Origin of the sequence: Exiguobacterium sp. UBA6282 (assembly GCF_002440475.1) — a bacterium.
In the GTDB taxonomy this organism is placed as follows: domain Bacteria; phylum Bacillota; class Bacilli; order Exiguobacteriales; family Exiguobacteriaceae; genus Exiguobacterium_A.
Map to the genome: position 1 here is coordinate 26,361 of NZ_DJUM01000014.1, position 4,891 is coordinate 31,251.

At 44.7% G+C, this 4,891-nt stretch carries 5 protein-coding genes and 2 pseudogenes; 1 reads left to right on the forward strand and 6 read right to left on the reverse strand.

The window, feature by feature from the left end; translation table 11 throughout:
- Nucleotides 1-294: 294 nt before the first annotated feature.
- Together B2751_RS03830 and B2751_RS03840 are read right to left on the reverse strand one after the other, a co-directional pair.
- Nucleotides 295-534, reverse strand: coding sequence for a hypothetical protein (locus tag B2751_RS03830; protein ID WP_290772977.1), 240 nt, complete (start codon nucleotides 532-534; stop codon nucleotides 295-297).
- Nucleotides 535-891: 357 nt separating this feature from the next.
- A complete protein-coding gene (locus B2751_RS03840; RefSeq protein WP_290772979.1) occupies nucleotides 892-1,236 on the reverse strand; it encodes a hypothetical protein in 345 nt (114 codons plus the stop codon).
- A 153-nt stretch (nucleotides 1,237-1,389) separates the two neighbouring features.
- Between B2751_RS03840 and B2751_RS03845 the strand changes: the two genes are divergently transcribed.
- The gene (locus B2751_RS03845) at nucleotides 1,390-1,692 is read left to right on the forward strand and encodes a hypothetical protein (protein ID WP_230088507.1); all 303 of its coding nucleotides are present in this window, start codon (nucleotides 1,390-1,392) and stop codon (nucleotides 1,690-1,692) included.
- A gap of 138 nt (nucleotides 1,693-1,830) precedes the next feature.
- Here the strand turns inward: B2751_RS03845 and B2751_RS03850 are convergent, their stop codons facing one another.
- The 4 genes and pseudogenes from B2751_RS03850 to B2751_RS03865 all read right to left on the reverse strand — a co-directional run.
- Nucleotides 1,831-2,079, reverse strand: a complete 249-nt coding sequence (locus tag B2751_RS03850) for a hypothetical protein (RefSeq protein ID WP_230088506.1) — start codon at nucleotides 2,077-2,079, stop codon at nucleotides 1,831-1,833.
- A gap of 12 nt (nucleotides 2,080-2,091) precedes the next feature.
- Nucleotides 2,092-3,003 carry an acyl-ACP desaturase gene (locus B2751_RS03855; RefSeq protein ID WP_195864535.1) on the reverse strand — a complete coding sequence of 304 codons (912 nt, stop codon included), beginning with the start codon at nucleotides 3,001-3,003 and terminating at the stop codon, nucleotides 2,092-2,094.
- Nucleotides 3,004-3,270: 267 nt separating this feature from the next.
- Nucleotides 3,271-4,571: pseudogene (gene eno / locus B2751_RS03860) on the reverse strand (phosphopyruvate hydratase).
- 59 nt (nucleotides 4,572-4,630) lie between these two features.
- A pseudogene (locus B2751_RS03865) lies at nucleotides 4,631-4,891 on the reverse strand (2,3-bisphosphoglycerate-independent phosphoglycerate mutase); the annotation flags it as partial.

The following is a 4,891-nucleotide window of genomic DNA, read 5'->3' on the forward strand; positions in this document are numbered from 1 at the left end:
CGATTTCTCACTGACATAACCCTTTTCGTTCATGACGCGTGAGACCGTCGCGACGGAGACATGTGCCGCTTTCGCTACTTCCCGGATGGTCGACATGTTTCGCCACCTCTTTCTTTTGATAACGCTTACAAGAATCATCATATTGTGTAACCGGTTACACATCAATCTTTTTTCTTTAAAATATATTTTATTTTTTTCGAGTTTTTGGATTGAACCACAAAAAAGAAGCCTGACACGGCGTCAGACTTACGATCATTTCGTATGATCATGCACTTGAACACTCTGAATCATGTCTTAAATAAAGACGATCAGCGAGAGACCAATCAGAATATTAATGAATCCTAATCCATCCGTCGCTTTCGTATACAACGACGGTTTATCTTTTTTAACGCTGTCGTTTAGAAACATCAATGCCACAGCAATAACGGTCGTGATGCCGAGTGGCGCATTAAGAAAACTATCGGAATACGTAAAAAAGTTATTCGTAATGTAGAGACTATTTAAGACGGACAATCCGAACAGTATTTTATGCATGCAAGTCACTCCTATAATCACCAGGATCTTACGAAACCGACTACTATCTAATTTCGCTCTCCCTCTATTATAGAATATTCTTCCAGTTACTCTTCCTTACACTATTGAAAGAAAGTATTTGGGTGCATACGCAAATACACCGCAAGACAGCGTCACGCCATCTTACGGTGTATTTCTTGTCCTCTCAGTAGCACGTTAGATTGTTGATTTTCGGAAAAGACGGAGACTCCTGCGGGAAGAGCGGAATAGGCAAGACCCCACAGGAGCACACGCGACGAGGAGGCTTGCCTTCCGCCCGCGGAAAGCGACGTCTTGGACGGAAATCAATGAACAATCGGAGTCTAACTGACAAGTCTTTCATCTTTTTGCTTTCCCGGCTCTTTTTCGCTCCACGAACAAACGCCGAATCAAAGCAACAACGAACGCAACGATTGCCAGCGGCTCAAACAAATAAATCAATAGGAACGTGACATCGATGACGGCATCCTCCGGATTATAACGGATGATATAGAGCGCACCGGGTAAGATGGCAATCAGTCCACCAATTCCGAGTGCCGTTCCAAAAATCAGACTCTGACGCGAAAACCGGCTCGTGATTTGATACAAACCGATGAATAGTATGAGTTCCGTAAAATAGATGAGGCGCAACGGGATGTCACCAATCGACGTATCAAGCCCTAAAACCAAAAACCGAAATAGCATGTCGATTCCCCCTTCCCTCTAGTTCTACCCCGAACAGCGTCCTCGTAATACTTGATTTCCAGTTTCCATGCATATCCTCACTTCAATTAGGGAATAGCTAGAGAGTTACAGTCACATACAGAGAGTTGGGATCGGATGAAAGAAGAACACTCGATGAGGGTCGTCAGTTGTCTGAATGATTATTTCGAACGTCATCAGCAGCCCCTTCAGGTCGATCTCTTACGAGGTCTACCACCTATCGTGCTATTGTTGCGCGATGACGCGAAACGTGCCTTTCCGAAGGAAGCGAACTTGCACGATGAACTGTTACAAGACATCAAACGTTTGATTCAGGAATGTTTGGATCCCGATACACTGCGCGAATTGGGAATCGATGTTGATCTCCCGGACTTTTTCGTGACCCGTGCACCGCTTCATTCTGCCCATCATTATCTCGTTACATTTATTGAAGACTGACTTCATGTTAAAAGCAGCTATTTCTTCTCTCACAAAACATGTGAAGCAAGAGATAACTGCTTTTTTTAGTGATAATAAAAAACCGATAGCGCCAAAGCACTACCGGTTTTGCTTCCCTTCACGTATGGTAAAGACAACTTAATTCTCAACCTCAAGAATCGCTTCGATTTCAGCTTCTACTTCTTTGTTGACCATTTGCGAACGTTTTTTACGTAATTCGAGATCCATCTCTTGATCGATGAACTGATTCGTATGCTTGTCGAAGCAATCAAAACAGATCGGATAAAAATCTTTTGCTTCTTTGTTCAATGAGTTGAATTCCCACGTGTCGAGTTCCAAGTAACTGACTTGGTTGTTCGTTTCAGTTCCACAGATTTCACACTTCATCTTCATTCCTCCTTACGCGTCAATCTTCGCTTTTTCGAGTTGGCGCTCTTGACGTTCCTTGATACGTTTTAAACGTCCATGATATTTCATGATGTTCGCTTGAGATTGTTTCGCTTCTTCGCTTGTCGGTTCTAAATCAGCGATGCCCCAGAATTTGACGACGACGTCTAATACTTGGTCGAAGTATTGGAGTGGTCCATAGTTCGTATCAACAGCAATCGTCTTCATCCGTTCCGTGAAGTCCGGCATGACAGCACCTGGCATCGAGAAGTTGATGATGACGTCCTCGAAGAAGACGATGAAGTTCGGGTCAAGCTCTAGGTGTGCTTTGACCGTGTCACGGTAGAACGCATAATGCAGTGCTTCGTCTTTCGCTAGACGACGGAGTAGCGTTGCCAAGTCCTTGTCATGCGCTCCTGCAATCTTCGCGACGTTGTTATAGAAGACGAGTGTCGCTAACTCTTGCAGTGACGTATACGCCATTGTTGCTAGCGGGTTCGTGAAGTCCGGGAACCAGCCGTTTTCAACGACGCGTCTTCTTAATTGATGAAGTCGCGTTGGATTGACGTTTCGCGTGACGAGTAAATATGTCTCGAGTAAGTTCGAGTGCTGATCTTCTTCTGCTGTCCATGTCCGGACGAAGTCATTGATGACTTCCATCGAGTTCTTGAACGTATAGTCTAAGTGCGACGTATACCACGGTAAGTTGACCTCTGTCAGCAATGCCGTCTCGATTGCGACGATGACACCTTCTGGAAGCGTGACTTGGCTTTCGTCCCAAGGGACGCGTTTGAACGACATCGCCTTATCCCACGGAATGAATTCGTGGTAGCTCCAGTCGATGTTGGCTGAACGCTCCTTGTGTAGTCGATATAACTCTTGAATGCGTGGTTCTAAACGGATATCTAAATCTGAATTTAGCATGATCGTATCTCCTTTAGACGTATTTGTCATCTGTATCGAGCAAGATGTAATTAATGCCTATAACTATTTGATTTGCACTTATTTATGAGTATAACATTTTAGTCATCTACTCAGATGAATCAATTTTTTGACAGTTCATCATAGTTTTGATGACTAAAGCGATTTTCATGTTTGACATTGCTTGATATAAAAACCTCCTATCCGGTGTGTACGTATCACACGAATAGGAGGTTTTCCTTATAGCTTATTCAAACGATCAACCTGAAATTACTTCTTGAGGTTGTAGAATGATTTGATTCCGTCGTAGACAGCAACGTCTGAAAGCATGTCTTCGATGCGGAGAAGTTGGTTGTATTTCGCGATACGGTCTGTACGTGAAAGTGAACCAGTTTTGATTTGACCAGCGTTTGTCGCAACAGCGATGTCAGCGATCGTTGAATCTTCAGTTTCACCAGAACGGTGAGAAACGACAGCTGTGTAACCAGCTTTTTTAGCCATTTCGATTGCGTCGAATGTTTCAGTCAACGTACCGATTTGGTTAACTTTGATGAGGATCGAGTTAGCGATGCCTTTTTCGATACCTTCAGCAAGTTTCTCAGTGTTCGTTACGAACAAGTCATCCCCAACGAGTTGGACTTTGTGTCCGATACGATCTGTAAGGAGTTTGTGACCATCCCAGTCGTTTTCGTCACAGCCATCTTCGATTGAGATGATTGGGTATTTGTCAACGAGTTGTGCATAGAATTCAACAAGCTCTTCTGTTGAAAGGACTTTGCCTTCGCCAGCGAGGTTGTATTTTCCAGCTGCTTTATCGTAGAACTCAGAAGAAGCGACGTCCATTGCAAGGTAAACATCTTCGCCTGCTTTGTAGCCAGCTTTTTCGATTGCTTCAAGAATAACTGTGATTGCTTCTTCGTTTGATTTCAAGTTTGGAGCGAATCCACCCTCGTCACCAACTGCTGTGTTAAGACCCATTCCGCTAAGAACTGATTTCAACGCGTGGAAGATTTCAGCACCCATACGAAGTGCTTCTTTGAATGTTGGAGCACCGACAGGCATGATCATGAACTCTTGGAAGTCCACGTTGTTGTCTGCGTGTGATCCACCGTTGATGATGTNNTGATGTTCATCATTGGTGTTGGTAATGTTTTCGCGTTGAATCCACCGAGGTATGTGTAAAGTGGAAGACCAAGCTCATCTGCAGCAGCACGTGCAGCAGCCATAGAAACACCAAGGATTGCGTTAGCGCCGAAGTTACCTTTGTTTTTCGTACCGTCGAGATCGATCATCTTTTTATCGATTCCAGCTTGGTCGAAGACATCGTAACCGATGATTTCTGGTGCGATTTTTTCGTTGACGTTGTCAACAGCTTTCAAAACACCTTTTCCGAGGTAACGTGCTTTGTCGCCATCACGGAGTTCGACTGCTTCGTGCTCACCAGTTGATGCACCTGATGGTACGAGTGCGCGACCGAAACCGCCATCTTCTGTATAAACTTCTACTTCTACTGTTGGGTTACCGCGTGAATCAAGAATCTCGCGTGCGTAAATCTCTGTAATCATTGACATTTAAATTCGCTCCTTTTGTGTGTAAGAAATATGTGCTGTAATTCTTTCGATCGACGGGATTATTTCTTCAATACGATCGATTTACCAGTCATCTCTGCTGGTTGGTCCGCTCCGAGGAGATCAAGGACCGTTGGTGCGAGGTCAGCGAGTGCACCTGTGAGTGGTTCAAGGAGTTCGACGTCCTCGACCGTCACGATACATGGAACGGGTTCTGTCGTATGCGCCGTCATCTTACTGCCGTCCGCATTGAGGACTTTATCCGCGTTCCCGTGGTCAGCCGTGATGACTGCCGCGCCGCCTTTGCTGAGAATCAAGTCAAC

What these genes read in the sequence shown, in the direction of transcription:
- B2751_RS03830 (WP_290772977.1), bottom strand. Translation starts at nt 534, where the DNA reads ATGCATAAAATACTGTTCGGATTGTCCGTCTTAAATAGTCTCTACATT.
- B2751_RS03840 (WP_290772979.1), bottom strand. Translation starts at nt 1,236, where the DNA reads ATGCTATTTCGGTTTTTGGTTTTAGGGCTTGATACGTCGATTGGTGAC.
- B2751_RS03845 (WP_230088507.1), top strand. Translation starts at nt 1,390, where the DNA reads ATGAGGGTCGTCAGTTGTCTGAATGATTATTTCGAACGTCATCAGCAG.
- B2751_RS03850 (WP_230088506.1), bottom strand. Translation starts at nt 2,079, where the DNA reads ATGAAGTGTGAAATCTGTGGAACTGAAACGAACAACCAAGTCAGTTAC.
- B2751_RS03855 (WP_195864535.1), bottom strand. Translation starts at nt 3,003, where the DNA reads ATGCTAAATTCAGATTTAGATATCCGTTTAGAACCACGCATTCAAGAG.